At 61.4% G+C, this 17,854-nt stretch carries 20 protein-coding genes; 7 read left to right on the plus strand and 13 right to left on the minus strand.

Annotated features, from left to right (window positions below; all coding sequences use genetic code 11):
- Positions 1 to 4: 4 nt before the first annotated feature.
- The 7 genes from PZN02_RS05560 to PZN02_RS05590 form a co-directional block, all read right to left on the minus strand.
- Positions 5 to 1,291, minus strand: a complete 1,287-nt coding sequence (locus PZN02_RS05560) for a CpaE/TadZ family protein (RefSeq protein WP_280660606.1) — start codon at positions 1,289 to 1,291, stop codon at positions 5 to 7.
- Positions 1,292 to 1,311: 20 nt separating this feature from the next.
- Positions 1,312 to 2,010: a CpaD family pilus assembly protein gene (locus PZN02_RS05565; protein ID WP_280660607.1), complete on the minus strand. Its 699-nt coding sequence runs from the start codon at positions 2,008 to 2,010 to the stop codon at positions 1,312 to 1,314.
- A gap of 56 nt (positions 2,011 to 2,066) precedes the next feature.
- Positions 2,067 to 3,536 (minus strand): type II and III secretion system protein family protein, encoded by a 1,470-nt coding sequence (locus PZN02_RS05570; protein WP_280661395.1) that lies wholly within the window; start codon positions 3,534 to 3,536, stop codon positions 2,067 to 2,069.
- 91 nt (positions 3,537 to 3,627) lie between these two features.
- The gene (gene cpaB, locus PZN02_RS05575) at positions 3,628 to 4,440 is read right to left on the minus strand and encodes a Flp pilus assembly protein CpaB (protein WP_280660608.1); all 813 of its coding nucleotides are present in this window, start codon (positions 4,438 to 4,440) and stop codon (positions 3,628 to 3,630) included.
- Between the two features lie 134 nt (positions 4,441 to 4,574).
- Positions 4,575 to 5,087 (minus strand): A24 family peptidase, encoded by a 513-nt coding sequence (locus PZN02_RS05580; RefSeq protein ID WP_280660609.1) that lies wholly within the window; start codon positions 5,085 to 5,087, stop codon positions 4,575 to 4,577.
- 155 nt (positions 5,088 to 5,242) lie between these two features.
- Complete coding sequence (locus PZN02_RS05585; RefSeq protein WP_280660610.1) at positions 5,243 to 5,425, minus strand: Flp family type IVb pilin; 183 nt, start codon at positions 5,423 to 5,425, stop codon at positions 5,243 to 5,245.
- A 128-nt stretch (positions 5,426 to 5,553) separates the two neighbouring features.
- Positions 5,554 to 5,736: a Flp family type IVb pilin gene (locus PZN02_RS05590; RefSeq protein WP_280660611.1), complete on the minus strand. Its 183-nt coding sequence runs from the start codon at positions 5,734 to 5,736 to the stop codon at positions 5,554 to 5,556.
- Positions 5,737 to 5,988: 252 nt separating this feature from the next.
- Between PZN02_RS05590 and PZN02_RS05595 the strand changes: the two genes are divergently transcribed.
- The 7 genes from PZN02_RS05595 to PZN02_RS05625 all read left to right on the plus strand — a co-directional run bounded on the left by PZN02_RS05595 (position 5,989) and on the right by PZN02_RS05625 (position 11,472).
- Complete coding sequence (locus PZN02_RS05595; protein ID WP_280660612.1) at positions 5,989 to 6,402, plus strand: pilus assembly protein N-terminal domain-containing protein; 414 nt, start codon at positions 5,989 to 5,991, stop codon at positions 6,400 to 6,402.
- 112 nt (positions 6,403 to 6,514) lie between these two features.
- On the plus strand, positions 6,515 to 7,141 hold the full coding sequence (locus PZN02_RS05600) for a TadE/TadG family type IV pilus assembly protein (RefSeq protein WP_280660613.1): 627 nt from the start codon (positions 6,515 to 6,517) through the stop codon (positions 7,139 to 7,141).
- 7 nt (positions 7,142 to 7,148) lie between these two features.
- Positions 7,149 to 7,736, plus strand: coding sequence for a TadE/TadG family type IV pilus assembly protein (locus tag PZN02_RS05605; RefSeq protein ID WP_280660614.1), 588 nt, complete (start codon positions 7,149 to 7,151; stop codon positions 7,734 to 7,736).
- A gap of 134 nt (positions 7,737 to 7,870) precedes the next feature.
- Entirely contained in the window at positions 7,871 to 9,094 is a 1,224-nt protein-coding gene (locus PZN02_RS05610) for a phosphopentomutase (protein ID WP_280660615.1), read from the plus strand.
- Positions 9,091 to 10,059, plus strand: coding sequence for an adenosine deaminase (locus PZN02_RS05615; protein WP_280660616.1), 969 nt, complete (start codon positions 9,091 to 9,093; stop codon positions 10,057 to 10,059). Before PZN02_RS05610 ends, PZN02_RS05615 begins: the two co-directional genes overlap by 4 nt.
- A gap of 103 nt (positions 10,060 to 10,162) precedes the next feature.
- Entirely contained in the window at positions 10,163 to 10,792 is a 630-nt protein-coding gene (gene upp, locus PZN02_RS05620; RefSeq protein WP_280660617.1) for a uracil phosphoribosyltransferase, read from the plus strand.
- Positions 10,793 to 10,947: 155 nt separating this feature from the next.
- Positions 10,948 to 11,472 carry a retropepsin-like aspartic protease family protein gene (locus tag PZN02_RS05625; RefSeq protein WP_280660618.1) on the plus strand — a complete coding sequence of 175 codons (525 nt, stop codon included), beginning with the start codon at positions 10,948 to 10,950 and terminating at the stop codon, positions 11,470 to 11,472.
- On the opposite strand, the gene deoA is transcribed toward PZN02_RS05625, so the two are convergent.
- The 6 genes from deoA to PZN02_RS05655 are packed head-to-tail and all read right to left on the minus strand — an operon-like array spanning position 11,465 to position 17,623.
- A complete protein-coding gene (gene deoA, locus PZN02_RS05630) occupies positions 11,465 to 12,781 on the minus strand; it encodes a thymidine phosphorylase (protein ID WP_280661396.1) in 1,317 nt (438 codons plus the stop codon). The two genes, PZN02_RS05625 and deoA, sit on opposite strands and share 8 nt — an antisense overlap.
- 8 nt (positions 12,782 to 12,789) lie before the next feature.
- Entirely contained in the window at positions 12,790 to 13,587 is a 798-nt protein-coding gene (locus tag PZN02_RS05635) for a purine-nucleoside phosphorylase (protein WP_280660619.1), read from the minus strand.
- Complete coding sequence (locus tag PZN02_RS05640) at positions 13,584 to 13,976, minus strand: cytidine deaminase (protein WP_210239195.1); 393 nt, start codon at positions 13,974 to 13,976, stop codon at positions 13,584 to 13,586. Before PZN02_RS05640 ends, PZN02_RS05635 begins: the two co-directional genes overlap by 4 nt.
- Positions 13,977 to 13,981: 5 nt before the next feature.
- Complete coding sequence (locus tag PZN02_RS05645) at positions 13,982 to 14,953, minus strand: ABC transporter permease (protein WP_280660621.1); 972 nt, start codon at positions 14,951 to 14,953, stop codon at positions 13,982 to 13,984.
- A gap of 4 nt (positions 14,954 to 14,957) precedes the next feature.
- Positions 14,958 to 16,091 (minus strand): ABC transporter permease, encoded by a 1,134-nt coding sequence (locus PZN02_RS05650; RefSeq protein WP_280660622.1) that lies wholly within the window; start codon positions 16,089 to 16,091, stop codon positions 14,958 to 14,960.
- Positions 16,088 to 17,623, minus strand: coding sequence for an ABC transporter ATP-binding protein (locus PZN02_RS05655; RefSeq protein ID WP_280660623.1), 1,536 nt, complete (start codon positions 17,621 to 17,623; stop codon positions 16,088 to 16,090). The genes PZN02_RS05650 and PZN02_RS05655 overlap by 4 nt, the downstream gene beginning before the upstream one ends.
- Between the last annotated feature and the right edge of the window lie 231 nt (positions 17,624 to 17,854).

Genomic DNA, 17,854 nt, shown 5'->3' on the forward strand with positions numbered 1-17,854 from the left:
TTGCCTACCGCCCGCGGAGCCGGGCAAGCACCTTGCCGAGTCCCCCCTTGCGCGCCTTCTTGATCGTCGCGCGTCCAGTCAGGAGATGCGCGAGTTGCGAGAAGGTCTCTGCGACCGGAGACTTCTTGTCGATTTCCGCGATCATACGTCCGCTGTTGGAAGCGTTGCCGAAGAGAACCGCGTCGAAGGGGATGATGGCGGCGGCCTCCAGCTCGAGCGACTCGCAGTACTCGTTCGGCGCGATTTCCGGTCGCTTCGGCATGCCCACCTGGTTCAAGATCAGGTGCGGCGCCTTGTCGTTCGGACGAATTTTCTTCAGCGCGTCGAAGAGGTTCTTGGTGTTTCTGAGGCTGGCGAGATCCGGAACGGCCGTGACGACCACCTCGTCGGCCTCGGCCAGAACCGAGCGTGCCCAATCAGACCAGACATGCGGCACGTCAAGGACCGAGACGGGCGCGCTGCGCTGCAGAATTTCGAGGATCGGATGGAAGGCGCCCGCCTCGAAGTCGTAAGCGCGATCGAGCATCGAAGGTGCGGCGAGCAACGACAAATGCTCGGAACATTTCGTCAGAAGACGGTCGAGGAAGACCTCGTCCAGTCTGTCGGGCGCAAAGACCGCTTCCGAAATGCCCTGCGGCGGATCCTGATCGAAATCGATATTCGCCGTTCCATAAGGCAGGTCGAGATCGGCGAGAATTGTCTCTGTCGAAAACAGATTGGAAATGCCCCAGGCGCAATTGTGGGCGATGATCGACGAGCCGCAGCCACCCTTCGCACCGATGAAAGCAAGGCTGCGACCCAAAGGCTCGGCCTCTGGGTCAACGAAGATCGCCGAAACGGCCGCCAGGACATCCGCCATCGACACCGGGGCCACCATGTACTCGGAGATACCGTGGCGGATCAGATCACGATAGAGCGCGATGTCGTTGTGGCGGCCGATGATGATCACCTTGGTGCTCGGATCGCAGACTTCCGCCAAGGGCAGGAGTTCGGCGAGCAACGAGCGCGGTTCGGTGCCGGTTTCCAGGATGATCAGGTTTGGGGTGGATACGCTGGCGAACATGTTGGCGGCGGCAGCAATGCTGCCGCCGGTGATCCGAAGACTGACCTTCGCCATGCGGCGATCCTGACCGCAGCGCTCCATGAGCCGCTGCACGGCGTCGCTCTCGCAGAACGCATGGATCGAGATGCGCGGCAGCGGTCTCAGCTGGTCGAGGTCGCCCGGGCGCGCTGCGTCGGCGGAAAATTCCGCTGCCCCGCCGCTGTCTATGCTGTATTCAATGGCGCTCATCGCTTTTCCTTGGGGACCCATCAATTGAAGATGATTGTCGTGCCGCCGTCGCCCGTGTCCGTGCCGCGCCAGGAGTTGATCACTTGACCACGCTGCACGGCATCGATCGGCGACATCTGGCGCGGGCCAATGAGGTCCGTCGGGTGCGCGATCTGGGCGGCGAGATTGGACTGCGTGGCGCAACCGAAGTTGTAGTAGTTGCGGTTTTGGAGCGTATTGAGCGTCAGATCCTCCGGCCACTCCCCGCAGGGTGCGGTCTGCGCGGCAATCGCGACATAGCTCAGGCGAATGGGCGCCGCGTCGCCGGTTGCACCCGCTTCATAGCCGGTTTCGATCACCCTCTTCGCCGGCACACCAACCGCCGCCAGCTGACGGCGGATATCCTTACGGACGATTTGGGCGGCATGGCTGTTGGCCGATCCGCGCGGCAGCATGATCTGGATGACGCCGCTCGACGCGTTGCGATACTCCGCGGCAAACCCACGGATGACGTCGCGCGTCCCTTGGGGCAACCGCGTGTCGCCGGATGCGACAGGAATGTCGATCGTCCGCTCGGCCTCGGCGATGACGATGGGGTGCCGTGTGCGGTAGTCATCGGGGATCGCGCCGGTCGCCAGCTTGTCCTTGGTGCCGCAGCTTGCAAGTAGCCCGGCAACGATGGCGAGCGCTACCACGCGACCCGTCGAGCGGGCGGGAAGACGGCTTCGGTCGAGGAACATCCGGGTCTGCCTTTCAGGACTGTTCTGCGTTGTGTTTCGCTTGTTCATGACCCGACCTATTTGTAGATGAAGCCGACGTTGCCGTGATAGCGACCGACAGGCGCCGGCGCCTCCGGGCGTCCGTAGATCCGGTTCACGCGGCCGAGAAAGAAGCTCTCGAGATCGTTGGCCGGATTGAAATTGTCGTCGGGACGCGAAATCGCGCTGCGGGCGACCGGCCGCACCAGGTAGGGCGTCGCGATGATGACGAGCTCCGTCTCGTTGCGTTGGAAATCCTTGCTGCGGAACAGCGTGCCGAGGATCGGGATCTTCGATGCAGCCGGCAGGCCCGACATCGCCTGGCGGATATTGTCTTGCACGAGACCGGCGATGACGATCGATCCGCCCGAGGGCAGTTCGACGCTGGTCGAGGCTTCGCGCCGGCGAATGCCGAGGAAAGTATTGCCGGGGACACCGGGATTGTTGCTACCCCAGTTGTTGCCGGTCACAACCGAACCCTCGTAGGTCGGCTCCGACACATCCGTCTCAACCTGAAGGCTAATACGACCCGGCCCAAGAACCACGGGCTTGAAATTCAAACGAATGCCGTATTCGACGTCATTCACTTCGCGCTTAACTTCAACGCTGCCGTCCTTGCCAGCGACTTCCTGGACGCCGGCGAGGCGAAATTCTCCCCCGACATAAAATTTTGCTTCCTGACCGGAAATGGCCGTCAGGCTTGGTTCGGCGAGAGTTCTCATGACTCCAGCCTGTTCCATCGCGTTGATATAGCTCGATATCGTGGTACCGCCGATAGACCCCTTGATGGCCGCATTGGCGAACACGCCAACTGCGTCACCTAGATTGGCAGGGTTGCGAAAACCAATGCCGCTTTCGCCATCCCCGACGCTGCCGTTGAAGCCAAGCTGCTTCAACACCTGCCTGCTGACCTCGGCCACGGTGACTTTCAGCGTTACTTGGTCGTCACCCTCGATCGTCAGCAGGTTGACGATCTGGGAGGTCTGGCGGTCTTCGGCGAAAATATCCGCATCGCCGTTGTTGCCCTGTGCGGTGATGTTGCGCGTCGTCGCCTCACCGCCTTTGAGGAAGGCCTGCGCCAATTCGACGGCTTTGGTGGAGTCGAGCGGGGTGCGGACCGTACCAGTCAGGACGACGTTGTCGGAGATGATTTCGACATTGATATCCGCATCCGGAATGAAGCGGCGGAGATTCGCCTCGAGGCCGGCGACATCGCGCTCGACCGCTATATCGAGACTGATGATTTCCTCGCCGTTCGGCCCGAACACAAAAATGTTCGTCTGTCCGACGGCCTTGCCGAACAGATAGATGCGCCGGGAGGTGCGGGTGACGGCATCGGCGAGCGACGGATCGGCCACCAGGATATCATGAGCATCCGTCGGGAGATCGACGACGACGGCCTTGTTAAGGCCCAGACTGATTGTTTTTTTTACGCCCGGACCGCTGTTTGCGATTCTCACGACCGACGATGCGGCCGCCTCCGCGGCAGGCGCCACCGGCAACGTCATGCCCGAGAAGGTCAGGCAGAACGACAGACCGGCTGCGATCGACGTCCGCAATATGTTTCCGTTCCGCTTCACCTTGCGCCCCGTTCGATCTCTATTTCTGGTTCTGGACTGCGACACCGTCGCTCTTGACGATGGAGCCCGATTTGATGAGCTGAATGCTCGGCTGGCCGTCACCGCTCAAAAGATAGTCGGCAGCGTTCGTATCGGCCTCCTGCGCATCGGCGACGCTGCGAAGCGCCAGCGAAATGCGCTCGGCCATCTGCTGTGCAACGGTCATGACCTTGGATTGATCGGGCGTCAGTTCCAGTGTCGCGGTCGTACCGACGACCGATTTCGAACCGTCGTCCTTCTCTTCGACCTGCTGATCGATCGCCAGCACCCGGACGTTGCTGAGCACCGTCTCGGTCAGGTAGACGCCGTCGTTCTCGGACTTGCGCACCATGATGACGTCGACGCGGTCGTTCGGAAGGATGAAGCCGCCCGCGCCAGTCGCAACGGTGATTTCCGTCGCGACCGCCCGCTTGCCTGCAGGAAGAAGCGACGACATGATGCGGTTCGAAGGATCAGCGATCTTTTCCTGTCGTACCGGCTCGCCAGTAAAGATCGGCAGCCGCACGACGGCACCTGAAAGGTCGTCCACCGCGCCCGGACGGTTTTCCTCAGTAATCAGTCCTTCGACCATGCCGTCTTTCGGCCAGGCCATCCAATGGATCGAGTCTGCCCCAAGCCGCGAACCGACTGGCAGGCTCTTGCTGGCGACCAGCACATTGACCGTCGGCGCCTGCTCGATAACCGGTTCGGCGATTTGCGGTCCGGGGCCACGGGTCAGCTTCATCGCGAGCAGCCCGGCCATGGCAGCCGAGATCACGGCCACCGCCAGAATGATGATGCGCACCGGTTTCATGATCGTCCCCAAGCCCCAAGAATGCCCCTTGGCCAGATTGATCAGGAATTGGTGTAATTATGGTTAACGAGCGGGATACGGACGTGGTTAACGAATGCTTGCGCGGATCGATCGCGCGAACGGCAGACGGGCTTTTACGAAAGCCGCGCGAACGCGGCCTGCATCAGCGGCGATGAGGGATAGGCTGCAAAGGCGCCAAGCGCGATGGCTATGCCGTACGGGATCTTCTTGGCAGTCAGAAGCAGGGCCGGCACCGGGATGCCGGTGGCGAGGATCGTGTTCTCCTGCTTTCTGAGGAGCAGAACGGCGAGTGTCAGCATGCCACCAAAAATGGACACGTAAAGAAGGAACTCCACGAGCGACAGGTTGAGGCCGAACCAGATGGCGCTCGCGGTCAAAAGCTTGGCATCGCCACCGCCCATAACCTTAAGAGCAAAAAGGCAAAAACATACGGCGAAAACCAAAGTCGCCGCCATGATGTGAATTCCCATCTGTCCAACACCGAGCCCGGCGAGCGGCGCAACGACAACGAAAGCGCAAAGCAAAATACCGGACACCCGGTTCGGAATCGTCATTGTGAAGAGATCGGTGAAAGCCGCAAAGGTGAGACAAAACGGAAAAATGACCAAAATGCATGCGACTATCATGACGTCATCTCCATCGGAACGAACGCATGCTGCTGTTCATTCCCTCTAAAATTCGTCACCGTCGGTCGGCGCAGCCTCAATACGGCTTCCATTAACAGGAGAGCCGCTCCAGAAGAAGCGACTCTCCGCACTCATAGCTTAATGGTTGCCGTTGCTTAGAACGCGGTTTCGGCGGTGGTCATCTTGCCACCGAGATCGACAAAGAGCGTGTTCAGCTGTCCGCCGAGCGTAGTTGCGCCGGCGACCAGAGCAACAGAGATGAGAGCTGCGATCAGGCCGTATTCGATTGCCGTCGCACCGGATTCGTCCTTCAGCAGGCGAGCGAAAATCGTCTTCATGGTGATTCTCCTACTTCACTTGTTGTTCAGTACTTCCACCAAACACCCTTGCCGCAGGTCGGATGACACGAAGCCATTCCAGTTAAAGCGGCCATTCGCATTCGTAGCTGACTGATTATTGCCGCAGCTTAGAACGCCTTTTCAGCGGTGGTCATCTTGCCGCCCAAATCGACAAAGAGCGTGTTCAGCGTTCCGCCAAGCGACGTCGCACCGGTGATCAGAGCGACGGAGATCAGAGCCGCGATCAGGCCGTATTCGATTGCCGTCGCGCCCGACTCGTCCTTCATCAGGCGAGCGAAAATGGTCTTCATGGTGATTTCTCCTACTTCACGTGGTTTGTTGTCAGCACTTCCGCCAACTGTTGCCGTTGATCGGATGTGAGGACGCTACAGGGAGCGAATTGCCATCGGCTTAAGGAAACCGGTTACCGTGAAGTTAAGCGACGATCCCGCTTTCTTGGGTAAATGTTCGAGAAAGGGATGCCTTAAATCACCGCGCATCCACGTAACGTTTCATTCACCAAAAGACGCGAAGATGCGCCAGATATCTCATTAGGAAACACCATGGACACGTTCCTCCCGCACAAGTGGATCGTCACGCTCACATTCGCCAGCGCTGCGCTCGCGCCGGTTGCCACGCATGCTGAGGAACAGATGATGCGCGTTTACATGGATCACGCGCGCGTACTGAAGCTCGACCGGCCGGTGAGCAAGGTGATCATCGGCAATTCTGAAGTCGCCGATGCGACGGTGGCGGACTCGAAGACGATCGTGCTGACGGGGCGCAACTTCGGCACGACCAATCTGGTGATCCTTGACCAGGACGGGAACGCCATTGTCGACGAACGCATTCTGGTATCGATCGACGAAGGCAATACCGTACGGGTTTACAAACAAACTTCGCGTACGGTCCTTTCCTGCACGCCCAATTGCGAGCGTCATGCCGAACGCCAGGTATCGGCTGCAAGCGCAAACTAGCGCGATTGAAAAATTCAAGATCGCTAAAATTCTTCCGATCGTTGCAAACGAAATTTCAACGATCCCGCTTTATTTTTCGCCGATCGGACGTTGCATGACGGAACGGCGCTATATGACGACTGAGCGAAAGACATCATTCTGGAAGAGCCGCGCACTTCGCGGCCCGTTTCGCCGCCTTCTTGGTGACAGGAAGGGCGCGACGGCGATCGAATTCGCACTCCTGGCTCTCCCTTTCTTCGTCATCGTCTTCGCATCGATCGAAACTTTCGTTGCCTTTGCCGGCGAGCAACTGCTCGCCAACGCGACGGACACGCTGGCGCGAAAAATCCGCACCGGTGAAATTACCTTCGACGACAGCAGCAAGCCCGGTTTCATGACCGAAACGCAATTCCGCCAGGCTTTTTGCGACGAAATCGCCATCCTCATGCCCTGCTCGGCGACCGAGGCGGCGGAGCGCGACAAGCTCTATCTGGATGTCCGCAACATCACCGACCTCACTCAATTTCCGCCCGCGGTTCCGAGGGTCGGTTCTTCCTCATCCTCCGATCTCGACACCAGCGGGTTCAAGTTCGCGCCGGGAGGTGCCGGTGCCTTCACGATGGTACGCGCCTACTACCGATGGGAGGTGATCACCGATCTCGTCCGGCCCTATGTCACGGACCTGCGCCCCGCCGGAAGCAGCATGCCGCGGGATTTCCTGATGGTCGCAACCGCCACTTTCCGCAACGAAGATTACTGAGGACGCCATGAGACGCTTGCGTGGATTTTCGGTTGCTCGGCGCTCCTTGGTATCATTGTCAGCGCTCATTCGGGACCGGCGCGGCGTCGGCGGCGTGGAATTTGCCATCATCGCGCCATTGCTGATCATGCTCTATATCGGATCCTTCGAGATCTCGCTCGGTTTCACCGTGGCCCGCAAGGTCGCGCGTGCATCGAGCGCCGTCGCTGACATCGTCTCCCAACAGACCGACGTCAACAAAGCCCTGCTGGACAACATGAAGCATGTCGCCCTGAGCATCATGGCGCCCTACGACGGTTCGGGCTATACGCTGAAGATCACCGGCATACAGGTCACCGGCACGACCAGCGGGAAAGTCGTATGGTCGCGCGATCAGAACGGCGCGACGCCCTATGCGGTCGACTCGACCGCCACCGTCCCTGCCGAACTCGACGCCGTGAACGCCTTCGTCATACGCACGGAACTGGTCGTGCCACACGACCTCCTGTTCTTCGCCCCGGGGCTCGAGAGCAGCACGTTGAAGACGATCGATCTCTCAAAAACGTCCTATTATCGCCAGCGCTTTGGCGACACCATCAAATGCACGGACTGCTGACGGCCGCTTGACGGCGTCAATTGCAATGCGCGCCTCGCCGCGCTATTCCTCCCGGATTGCGCGGGTGAGACCCGCGCAGCAAGCAGCACCGGATCGCGGCTCCTCATGACGCGCTCCGGATAACCGGGTGTTTCATGGCGCGTGCATTCCTTTTCGTACTCGATTCCTTCGGCATCGGCGGCGCGCCGGATGCGGAGGCCTTTGGCGACCTTGGAGCTGATACGCTCGGCCATATCGCCGAGTTCTGCGCGGCCGGCGCCGGTGATCGCGCGGGCCTGCGCGAAGGGCCGCTGCAACTGCCGAATATGTCCGCGCTCGGGCTGATGCATGCCGCGAAGCTCGCAACCGGGCGCCTGCCCGCCGGCATGCCGCTGCCGGAGCGGGTCTACGGCGTCTATGGCGCCGCCAGCGAAACCTCGCGCGGCAAGGACACACCATCCGGCCATTGGGAAATCGCCGGCACGCCGGTGATGTTCGACTGGGGCTACTTCCCCTCGGAGGGAGACGCCTTTCCCGCCGAGCTCGTCGAGGCGATCTGCCGCGAGGGCGATATTCCCGGCATCCTCGGCAACTGCCATGCCTCCGGTACCGAAATCATCGCCCGGTTCGGCGAGGAGCATGTGCAGAGCGGAAAACCGATCTGCTACACGTCGTCCGATTCCGTCTTCCAGATCGCCGCGCATGAGCACAGCTTCGGGCTCGATCGGTTGCTTGAACTCTGTCAGGTGGTCCGCCGGCTCGTCGACGACTACAATATCGGCCGCGTCATCGCCCGTCCCTTCCTCGGCGACAATGCGCAAAATTTCACTCGCACCGGCAACCGTCGCGACTATTCGGTGCTGCTGCCGCCGGAGCCGACCGTTCTCGACCGGCTGAAAGAGGCCGGACGCAAGGTGCATGCCGTCGGCAAGATCGGCGATATCTTCGCGCATCAGGGCGTGACGAAGCTCACCAAGGCCAATGGCAACATGGCGCTTTTCGATGCGAGCCTCGCGGCGATCGAAGAGGCCGAGGAAGGCGATCTCGTTTTCACCAACTTCGTCGATTTCGACATGCTCTATGGTCATCGCCGTGATGTGCCGGGTTACGCCGCCGCGCTCGAAGCCTTCGATCAGCGCCTGCCGGACCTCGACCGTCGCCTCAAACCCGGCGATATCGTCATCCTGACGGCCGATCACGGTTGCGACCCGACCTGGCGGGGAACCGACCACACGCGCGAACGCGTGCCTGTGCTGATGTTCGGCCCCTCTTTGCGCAGCCGCTCCTTCGGCGTCGCAAACACATTCGCGCATATCGGCGAGACCGTCGCCAGACACCTTGGCATCGCACCGGGCCCGCATGGGAGAAGCCTCATTTGACCTTTCATCTGAAGAAAGCCGAGCTGCATTGCCATATCGAGGGCGCAACGCCGCCGGAACTTGCGTTGAGGCAGGCCAGAAAATACGGGGTCGATACCAGTGCGATCATCCGCGACAAAGCCTATGTCTGGGACGATTTCACCAGTTTCGTCAGGTGCTACGACAGCGTCGCATCGCTGTTCCGGACTGAAGGCGACTACGCGCTTCTGGCCGAGGCTTACCTTACCGAGCTCGCCGAAGCAGGCACGATTTACAGCGAGATCATTGTTTCGCCGGACCATGGCAACACGGTCGGCCTCGGCGCTGACGCCTACATTGAAGGTCTTGCCGCCGGCATGGATGCGGCGAAGGCGAAGACCGGGATAGAATCGCGCATGCTGATCACCGGCATCCGCCACCTCGGGCCGGAGGCAGTCATCAGGACCGCAGAATATGCGGCCAGGCTGCGGCATCCGCTCGTTACCGGCTTCAATCTGGCGGGCGAGGAAAGGATGCACAGCGTTGCCGAATTTGCTCGCGCCTTCGATATCGTCCGCGACGCGGACCTCGGGCTGACGATTCACGCCGGCGAACTTTCCGGCGCTTTCAGCGTGCGCGACGCATTGGATCACGTGCGGCCAACTCGGATCAGCCACGGTGTGCGGGCGATCGAGGACGAGGACCTTGTAAAGCGGCTGGCGGACGAAGGCGTCGTTCTTGAAGTCTGCCCCGGCTCCAACATTTCGCTCAAGGTCTTCCCGGACTTCGCATCGCATCCGCTCAAGGCGCTGTACACGGCTGGTGTCCGCGTCACGCTCAACTCCGACGATCCGCCGTTCTTCCACACGTCGCTGGCGCAGGAATACGACATCGCATCGACGGTCATGGGTTTCGAGGACAGCGAGATAAACGGGATGACGAGAACGGCGATCGAGGCCGCCTTCGTCGACGAGCCGACAAGGCAGATGCTGTTGGCCGCTCTCTGAGCGTTCCGATCGGGGAAGACCGGAAAGAGCACTGCAATACCCTTGCAGCTTCGGCTCTTTCCATGGAAAAAGAGGCAGATACGCAAATTTCGAGGGAAGAGCCATGAACGGCGTCACAGTGATCGATCATCCGCTTGTGCAGCACAAGCTGACCATCATGCGCAAGAAGGAAACGTCGACGGCAGGCTTTCGCAGGCTGCTTAAGGAAATCTCGACGCTGCTTTGCTACGAGGTGACGCGCGACCTCGAACTCACCATGGAGCGCATCGAGACGCCGATGATGGAGACCGACGCGCCCATTCTCGAGGGCAAGAAGCTCGTCTTCGCCTCGATCCTGCGCGCCGGCAACGGCCTGCTCGAAGGCATGCTGGAACTCGTGCCTTCGGCGCGCGTCTCGCATATCGGCGTCTATCGCGACCATGAGACGCTGCAGCCGGTGGAGTATTATTTCAAGGCGCCAGAAAGCCTCTCGGAGCGTCTCGTCATCGTTGTCGACCCGATGCTCGCCACCGGCAATTCCTCGATCGCCGCCATCGACAAGCTGAAGGAGCGCGGTGCGAAGAATATCCGCTTTCTCTGCCTGCTCGCGGCGCCGGAAGGCATCCGCAACTTTCAGTCCGCCCATCCGGATGTCGCCATCTTTACGGCCGCGATCGACAGCCACCTCAACGAAAAGGGCTACATCATGCCCGGTCTGGGTGATGCGGGTGACCGCATGTATGGGACCAAATAGTTTCCCTTTCTTAACCACAGGATCGGGCATCTACACGGCCGCCGGATTTTCCGGCGGCTTTTTTGCATCCCGTTAGCCATCATCTGTTCAGATGGTGGAGCGCGTGTGGTCACCTTCGACGCAGACTACACAATCGACGGCCGGAGGCCTGAGCAATGATTACACGTCTACTTGTCTTTGCCGGCGGCCTCGCTCTTGTCGCACTGGTTGTTCCCGATCTCGCGTCCACCTATCTCGAACGACAGAACGAAGCGACGGCGCAAGACGCTCAGCGCGCCGCGCCCGTTAGCGCCGCCAAGTATGCGAGCGGCAAAAGCATCGTTCTCGAAGCCGATCCAACTGGCCATTTCTTCGGCACGTTTCGCGTCAATGGACGCGCGGAACGGGGCCTGGTCGACACTGGCGCGAGCACGATCGCCATCAACACTTCGGCCGCCCGCCGCTTCGGCATTTCCGTCGCCGGCCTCGCTTTCAGTGCGCGGGTGCAGACGGCCAACGGAATCGTCGAGGCAGCCTATGTCAGTCTGGATCGCGTCGAGATCGGCGGCATCACGCTCAAGAATGTCGATGCCATGGTCCTTCCCGACAAGGCGCTTTCCGGCATGCTCGTCGGCATGAGTTTCCTGAGCCGGCTATCGTCCTATCGCGTCGAGAATGGCGCGCTGCATCTCGTCAGGTGATGCGGGCGACAATGATCGGACGCGGATCCGGTCTTTGGCCCGCGATCGTGTAGAGCGCCGCGACCCTTTTCGCCATGTCTTCGGCCGTCTTGCGATCGGCTGCATGAACGAATGCGATGGGCTCGCCCTTGCTCACCTTCGTCCCGAGCGGGCGCAGACCCGCAAGCCCGACGCTGTGATCGATCCTGTCGTCGGGACGAGTCCGTCCGCCGCCAAGCGCAATCACCGCCATTCCCAGTTCGCGCGTCTCGCAGGTCGCAAGATAGCCGTCCCGGCTTGCCTCCACCGGCACCACAACCGGCGCCTTTCTTATATAGGCCTGCGGCCGGTCGACAAAATCCGCCGGTCCCCCGAGCAGATGGACCATGCGGCCGAAACGTTCCATCGCGGCACTGCTTTCAAGCGCGTGGCGCGCCATCGCTTCGCCCTGCTGCGGACCGGGCGCCAGACCGGCGGCGACGAGCATTTCCGCTGCAAACGCCATGACCACTGCGTCAAGGCGCGTGCCTTTCTTCTCGCCGCGCAAATAAGCAAGGCAGTTGTCGACTTCGAGGGCATTTCCAGCCGCATCCGCAAGCGGCTCGTTCATGTCGGTGATCAACGCGGATGTGCGCACGCCGGCACCGTTCGCGACATCGACGAGCGAGCGCGCGAGAATCTCCGTCTCGTCGGCATCGGTGAGGAAAGAGCCGTTGCCGAATTTCACGTCGAGCACCAGCGACTGGAGCCCCGCGGCAAGCTTCTTCGAGAGAATGGAAGCGGTGATCAGCGGCACCGAATCGACCGTCGCAGTCACGTCGCGGATGGCGTAGAGGCGCTTGTCCGCCGGCGCGAGGTTCGCCGTCTGACCGATGATGGCGCAACCGACCTCGTCGACCACTTTGCGAAAGAGCGCCGGGGCAGGCTGGATGTCGTAACCTGGAATCGATTCGAGCTTGTCGAGCGTGCCGCCGGTGTGACCGAGGCCTCTCCCGGAAATCATCGGCACCGCGGCACCGCAGGCGGCAACGATGGGTGCCAGCATCAGCGAAACATTGTCGCCGACGCCGCCGGTCGAATGCTTGTCGACGATCGGACGGCCGAGAGCACTCCAGTCGAGCGTGTCGCCGGAATCGCGCATCGCCAGCGTCAGCGCCACGCATTCGTCGCGGCTCATGCCGGAAAACCAGACGGCCATCGCGAAGGCGGCAACCTGGCCTTCCGAGATGGAACCGTCGGCAATGCCTTTGACGAAGGCGGCGATCTCGGCCGCGTCGAGCTGGCCGCCGTTCCTCTTCTGCCGGATCACTTCCTGTGGGAGCATGGTCAGGCCGCCGTTCAGGCTTCGCTTGCAATCATCTCTTTGAGGATCGCGGCCAGCCGCGTGCCGCCGACCGGCGCCATATCCTTCGTCTCGTGGTGGCTGAGTTCCGCGCCGGTCATGCCCGCGGCGAAATTGGTGATCACGGAGGCAGCGGCAACGCGCAATCCGAAAAAGCGCGCCAGGATGACTTCGGGAACGGTGGACATGCCGACGGCGTCCGCCCCGAGAATGCGCGCCATCCTGATTTCGGCCGGTGTCTCGAAGCTCGGGCCGGAGAACCACATGTAGACGCCGCTCTGGAGCGGAATGGCGAGACGGGCTGCAGCCTTTTGCATCCGCTCGGCAAGCTCTGCGTCATAGGCATTCGTCAGGCCGACGAAACGGTCGTCGCTCTCGACGCCGATCAGCGGGTTGGAGCCGGAAAAGCCGATATGATCGGCGATGCGCATCACCGAGCCCGGCGGCATATCCTCCCGCAGCGATCCGGCCGAATTGGTCAGGATGAGGCTTCGGATGCCGAGCCGCTTTAGCGCCTCGATCGGCGCGCGCATCGCATTGGCGTCGCCGCGTTCGTAGTAATGCACCCGGCCGGAGAGCATTGCGACGGGCACGCCACCAAGCTTGCCTGCCACCAACTCGCCGGCATGGCCCGAGACGCCCCCCAGGGGAAAGCCCGGGATCTCTGCATAGGGGACGCGGACCGGTTCCTCCACGGCCTCGACCAGCGCACCCAACCCGGAGCCGAGCACAATCCCATATCGCGGTGCAAACCCGCTGAGCTTGGTCTTCAGGAATTCCGCCGCGTCGTTCATCCGAGGATCTCTGTTTCGAAGCTGTGCGGAAGAAGGTCGGAGAGCGCCAGCGTTTTCTTCACACCCGTCTCGTCGCAAAGATAGATGCGCGTGCTTGCGCCGGAGAACTCCGCCAACCGCTGCCGGCAGCCGCCGCAGGGCGGACAGAGGGCGAGCTTCTCGGCGACGACGGCAACTTCCATGATCTTGCGCTGACCGGCCATGACCATGTGGCTGATCGCCGTCGTCTCGGCACACCAGCCTTCCGGGAACGACAGGTTTTCGATATTCGCGCCGGTATAGATCTTGCCGTCCTCCGCGCGGATGGCGGCACCCACCGGGAACTTGGAATAGGGCGCATGCGCCTTTGCCATGGCTTCCCGCGCCGCGATGAACAGATCGTTCTCCATCATGGTTAGCGCTCCTTCACGTAAGGTACGCCACCCGCCTTGGGCGGAATGGCCTTGCCGATAAAGCCCGCAAGCAGGATGACCGTCAGAATGTAAGGCAGCGCCTGCATCAACTGCACCGGTACCTGGCCGACAAGCGGCAGCGGCGCGCCTTGCAAACGGATGGCAAGGGCATCGAGGAAACCGAAGAGCAAGCAAGCGAGCATGACGTTCTTGGGTCGCCACTTGGCGAAGATGAGGGCGGCAAGCGCGATGTAGCCCTTGCCCGCCGTCATGCCCTTGACGAACCCGGCCGTCATCGCCAGCGACAGGTAGGCGCCGGCGAAGCCGCAGAGAATCCCGCAGCAGATGACCGCGCGATAGCGCAGCCAGATCACCGATATGCCGGCCGTATCGACCGCTCCCGGATTCTCGCCGACAGCGCGCAGCCTCAAGCCGAAACGCGTGCGATAGAGGATCCACCAGCTTATCGGCACCATCGCGAAGGCAAGGTAAGTGAGCAGGAAATGCCCGGAAAGCAGATCCGCATAGATCGGCCCGAGGATCGGCACCTCCCGGATCGCGTCGGCCCCGGGGAAATTGACGATCTGGAACCTGGCGCCTTCGGCAAGCGCGGGCGTGCGGCCGCCCTGGCGGAACCAGGCCTCGCCAAGGATGACGGTGGAACCGGCGACGATGAAGTTGATCGCGACGCCCGAGACGATCTGGTTGCCGCGCTGGGTAATCGAGGCATAACCGTGGACGAGCGACAGGAGCACCGAGATCAGGATCGCGGCGATGAGGCCGATCCAGACCGATTGGGTGACAGCGGCGGCGGCGCCGGCGGCGAAGGCTGCACCGAGCATCTTGCCTTCGAGACCGATATCGAACACGCCGGCCCGCTCGGTGAAGAGCCCGGCGAGCGCTGCAAAGACCAGCGGCACGGAGACCCGGATCGTCGATTCCAGGAGCACGACGAGGACGTGGAAGAAATCCATGGCTTCAGGCTCCCTTGGTCTGCACGACGGCGGCCGCGCGCTGGCCCCGCATCGCGAAGGCACGTGTAATCGCGGGGCGGAACATGTTTTCGAGCGCGCCGGCAAAAAGGATAACGAGGCCCTGGATGATGACGATCATGTCGCGCGAGATCGACGGCATTTCGAAGGCGATTTCCGCCCCGCCCTGATAAAGTACGCCAAAGAGGACGGCGGCGGGAATGATGCCGCCCGGATGGGAGCGCCCCATCAGCGCCACGGCGATGCCGACGAAACCTGCGCCCTGGACGAAGTCCAGTTGCATGCGGAACTGTTCGCCCATGATCGGGTTCAGCGCCATCATACCGGCAAGCCCGCCCGAGAGCATCATGGCGATGACGGTGATGCGACTTTCGCGGATACCGGCATAGCGCGCCGCGGACGGGCTGTGGCCCATGGTCCGCATCTCGTAGCCGAGCTTCGTGCGCCAGATCAGCACCCAGACGGCGAAGGCCGCCGCCAGCGCCAAAAGGAAGGAGATGTTGAACGGCGCCGTACCGATGTTCAGACCGAAGATCGACAGCAGCCAGTCGAGTTTCGGCAGTTGCCCGCCCTCGGCGAAAGTCCGCGTCTGCGGCGCCATCGACCCGAGCGGCTTCAGGACGCGCGTCAATAGGTAGACCATCAGGCTCGAGGCTATGAAATTGAACATGATGGTGGTGATGACGATATGGCTGCCGCGCTTTGCCTGCAGCCATCCGGGCAGGAACGCCCAGAGCGCGCCGAAGAAGGCCGAACCGACGATCGCGATCGGGAAGACCACATACCAGGGCATGGTCTGATCCAGCCAGAGGCAGGCGAGCGCCACTCCGATGCCGCCGACATAGGCCTGCCCCTCGCCGCCGATATTGAAGAGCCCGCAGTGGAACGCCACGGCGACGGCAAGACCGGTAAAGATGAAGGTCGTCGCGTAGTAGAGCGTGAAGCCGATATATTCGCCGCGACCGAAGGCGCCGTTGATCAGGTGATAGGCCGCCTCGAACGGATTTTCGCCGACGAGCAGCACGACAAGTCCGGCGACGATGAAGGCGACGGCAAGATTGATCAGCGGGACCAGACCGTATTCGACCCAGACGGGAAGCTTCGCAAAAGGGGTGCTCATTCTGCGGCCTCCTTGCGGCCCTCGACACCGGCCATCAAGAGGCCGAGTTCGCCCTCGGTCGCATCGGGGCTGCGCTCGCCGACGACACGCCCGGCGAACATCACGAGAATGCGGTCGGAAAGCGCGCGGATCTCATCGAGTTCGACGGAGACGAGCAGGACGGCCTTGCCCTGGTCGCGCATCTCGATAATCCGCTTGTGGATGAATTCGATGGCGCCGACGTCGACGCCGCGAGTGGGCTGGCCGATGATCAGCACGTCCGGTCCGCGCTCCATTTCGCGCGCAAGCACGATCTTCTGCTGATTGCCGCCGGAGAAATTGGCGGTCTTCAACCGCGCGTTCGGCGGGCGGATGTCATATTTGGCGATCTTCTCCTCGGCATCCTTGCGGATCGCATCGATATTCAAGAAGGTACCGTTTAGGTAGCGCGGGTCGTTGTGGTAGCCGAGGATGGCATTCTCGCTCTCCTCGAACTTCAGGACCAGGCCGACATGATGGCGATCCTCCGGCACATGCGCCAGCCCGCGAGCCCTGAGCGCGGCGGGATCCCTATGGCCCGTCACATCGACGGACTCGCCGTTGAGCAGCACCGTTCCGGAGGTCGCCTTGCGGATGCCGGCGATCGCTTCGAGCAGTTCCGACTGGCCATTGCCGGCCACGCCGGCAATGCCGACGATCTCGCCCGCCCGAACGTCGAAGGAGACGTCGTCGACCATGGTCACGCCGCGGCTGTCCTTGACCGTCAGGCCTTGAATCGAAAGCTTCACGTCGCCGGGCGTGCCCTCGCCCTTCTGGACGCGCAGCAGCACGCGACGGCCAACCATGAGTTCCGCAAGTTCTTCGACTGACGTCTCGCCGGTCGTGCGGGTTGCGACCATTTCGCCGCGACGCATCACCGAAACCTCGTCCGTGATCGCCATGATTTCGCGAAGCTTGTGCGTGATGAAGATGATCGTCTTCCCTTGATCCTTCAGCTGTCCGAGGATACGGAAGAGGTGATCGGCTTCGGCCGGCGTCAGCACGCCGGTCGGCTCGTCTAGGATTAGGATGTCGGCCTTGCGATAGAGCGCCTTCAGGATTTCAACACGCTGCTGGAGACCGACCGGCAGTTCCTCAATCAGCGCATCCGGATTGACCTCAAGCGCATATTCCTTCTCCAGCCGCTTCAGCTCTTGCCGCGCCTTGGCGATGCCCTTGTTGAGGATCTGGCTGTCTTCGGCACCGAGCATGACGTTTTCGAGCACCGTGAAGTTCTCGACCAGCATGAAATGCTGGTGCACCATGCCGATGCCCGCGGAGATTGCCGCATTCGGGTCGCGGATCGAGACCGGCCGCCCATCCACGATGATCTCGCCGCTATCGGCCTGATAGAAGCCGTAGAGGATCGACATCAAGGTCGACTTGCCGGCGCCGTTCTCCCCGATGATGCCGTGGATCGTGCCTTTGCGAACCTTGAGATTGATATTCTTATTGGCGTGGACGGGGCCGAAACTCTTGTCGATCCCACGCAACTCGATGGCAATATCATCCATATTGGCCCTGCGATCCCCAATCTTGCCTGCTTCGGTTTTCTTCCCAAACCGTGCCGGCAATTTTTTTACCATTTGGTATAAGTTTATCATCGATTTTCGGGCGCGAAAGCCCTCAATCGTGATCTCCTTATACTCTCACCGGATCGCTGGTGAGAGTCCAGCGTGAATAATACACAGCCCTATCAGGTGATTGTCGCCGCAAAACGGCGACGGGCGCATTCTTCACGTTGA

The sequence above is a fragment of the Sinorhizobium garamanticum genome (genome assembly GCF_029892065.1).
GTDB lineage: Bacteria > Pseudomonadota > Alphaproteobacteria > Rhizobiales > Rhizobiaceae > Sinorhizobium > Sinorhizobium garamanticum.

Excerpts from the sequence above, each read along its gene's own strand:
- PZN02_RS05560 (WP_280660606.1), bottom strand. The coding sequence starts at position 1,291 with ATGAGCGCCATTGAATACAGCATAGACAGCGGCGGGGCAGCGGAATTT.
- PZN02_RS05565 (WP_280660607.1), bottom strand. The coding sequence starts at position 2,010 with ATGTTCCTCGACCGAAGCCGTCTTCCCGCCCGCTCGACGGGTCGCGTG.
- PZN02_RS05570 (WP_280661395.1), bottom strand. The coding sequence starts at position 3,536 with ATGACGTTGCCGGTGGCGCCTGCCGCGGAGGCGGCCGCATCGTCGGTC.
- cpaB (WP_280660608.1), bottom strand. The coding sequence starts at position 4,440 with ATGAAACCGGTGCGCATCATCATTCTGGCGGTGGCCGTGATCTCGGCT.
- PZN02_RS05580 (WP_280660609.1), bottom strand. The coding sequence starts at position 5,087 with ATGATAGTCGCATGCATTTTGGTCATTTTTCCGTTTTGTCTCACCTTT.
- PZN02_RS05585 (WP_280660610.1), bottom strand. The coding sequence starts at position 5,425 with ATGAAGACGATTTTCGCTCGCCTGCTGAAGGACGAATCCGGTGCGACG.
- PZN02_RS05590 (WP_280660611.1), bottom strand. The coding sequence starts at position 5,736 with ATGAAGACCATTTTCGCTCGCCTGATGAAGGACGAGTCGGGCGCGACG.
- PZN02_RS05595 (WP_280660612.1), top strand. The coding sequence starts at position 5,989 with ATGGACACGTTCCTCCCGCACAAGTGGATCGTCACGCTCACATTCGCC.
- PZN02_RS05600 (WP_280660613.1), top strand. The coding sequence starts at position 6,515 with ATGACGACTGAGCGAAAGACATCATTCTGGAAGAGCCGCGCACTTCGC.
- PZN02_RS05605 (WP_280660614.1), top strand. The coding sequence starts at position 7,149 with ATGAGACGCTTGCGTGGATTTTCGGTTGCTCGGCGCTCCTTGGTATCA.
- PZN02_RS05610 (WP_280660615.1), top strand. The coding sequence starts at position 7,871 with ATGGCGCGTGCATTCCTTTTCGTACTCGATTCCTTCGGCATCGGCGGC.
- upp (WP_280660617.1), top strand. The coding sequence starts at position 10,163 with ATGAACGGCGTCACAGTGATCGATCATCCGCTTGTGCAGCACAAGCTG.
- PZN02_RS05625 (WP_280660618.1), top strand. The coding sequence starts at position 10,948 with ATGATTACACGTCTACTTGTCTTTGCCGGCGGCCTCGCTCTTGTCGCA.
- PZN02_RS05635 (WP_280660619.1), bottom strand. The coding sequence starts at position 13,587 with ATGAACGACGCGGCGGAATTCCTGAAGACCAAGCTCAGCGGGTTTGCA.
- PZN02_RS05640 (WP_210239195.1), bottom strand. The coding sequence starts at position 13,976 with ATGGAGAACGATCTGTTCATCGCGGCGCGGGAAGCCATGGCAAAGGCG.
- PZN02_RS05645 (WP_280660621.1), bottom strand. The coding sequence starts at position 14,953 with ATGGATTTCTTCCACGTCCTCGTCGTGCTCCTGGAATCGACGATCCGG.
- PZN02_RS05650 (WP_280660622.1), bottom strand. The coding sequence starts at position 16,091 with ATGAGCACCCCTTTTGCGAAGCTTCCCGTCTGGGTCGAATACGGTCTG.
- PZN02_RS05655 (WP_280660623.1), bottom strand. The coding sequence starts at position 17,623 with ATGGATGATATTGCCATCGAGTTGCGTGGGATCGACAAGAGTTTCGGC.